The sequence below is a fragment of the Arthrobacter sp. SAFR-044 genome, from assembly GCF_051965175.1.
Lineage (GTDB): Bacteria > Actinomycetota > Actinomycetes > Actinomycetales > Micrococcaceae > Arthrobacter.
Genome location: NZ_JBQCMK010000002.1, coordinates 392,798 through 393,022 on the forward strand (window position 1 = coordinate 392,798; position 225 = coordinate 393,022).

The window sequence follows — 225 nt, forward strand, 5'->3', positions numbered from 1 at the left end:
CCATCACCTCCTGCAGCCTTTCTCCCGACGCCCCATCACCGGCCCGGTGACTTCGACGGCGCACAGCGGCGGCCTTGCCCAGCGATGCACGGAGTGATGGCGCGTCCCCGGAACTGGGGCAGGACATGATGGCGCGTCCCCGGAACTCGGGCAGGACATGATGGCGCGTCCCCGGAACTCGGGCAGGACATGATGGCGCGTCCCCGGAACTCGGGCAGGACATGA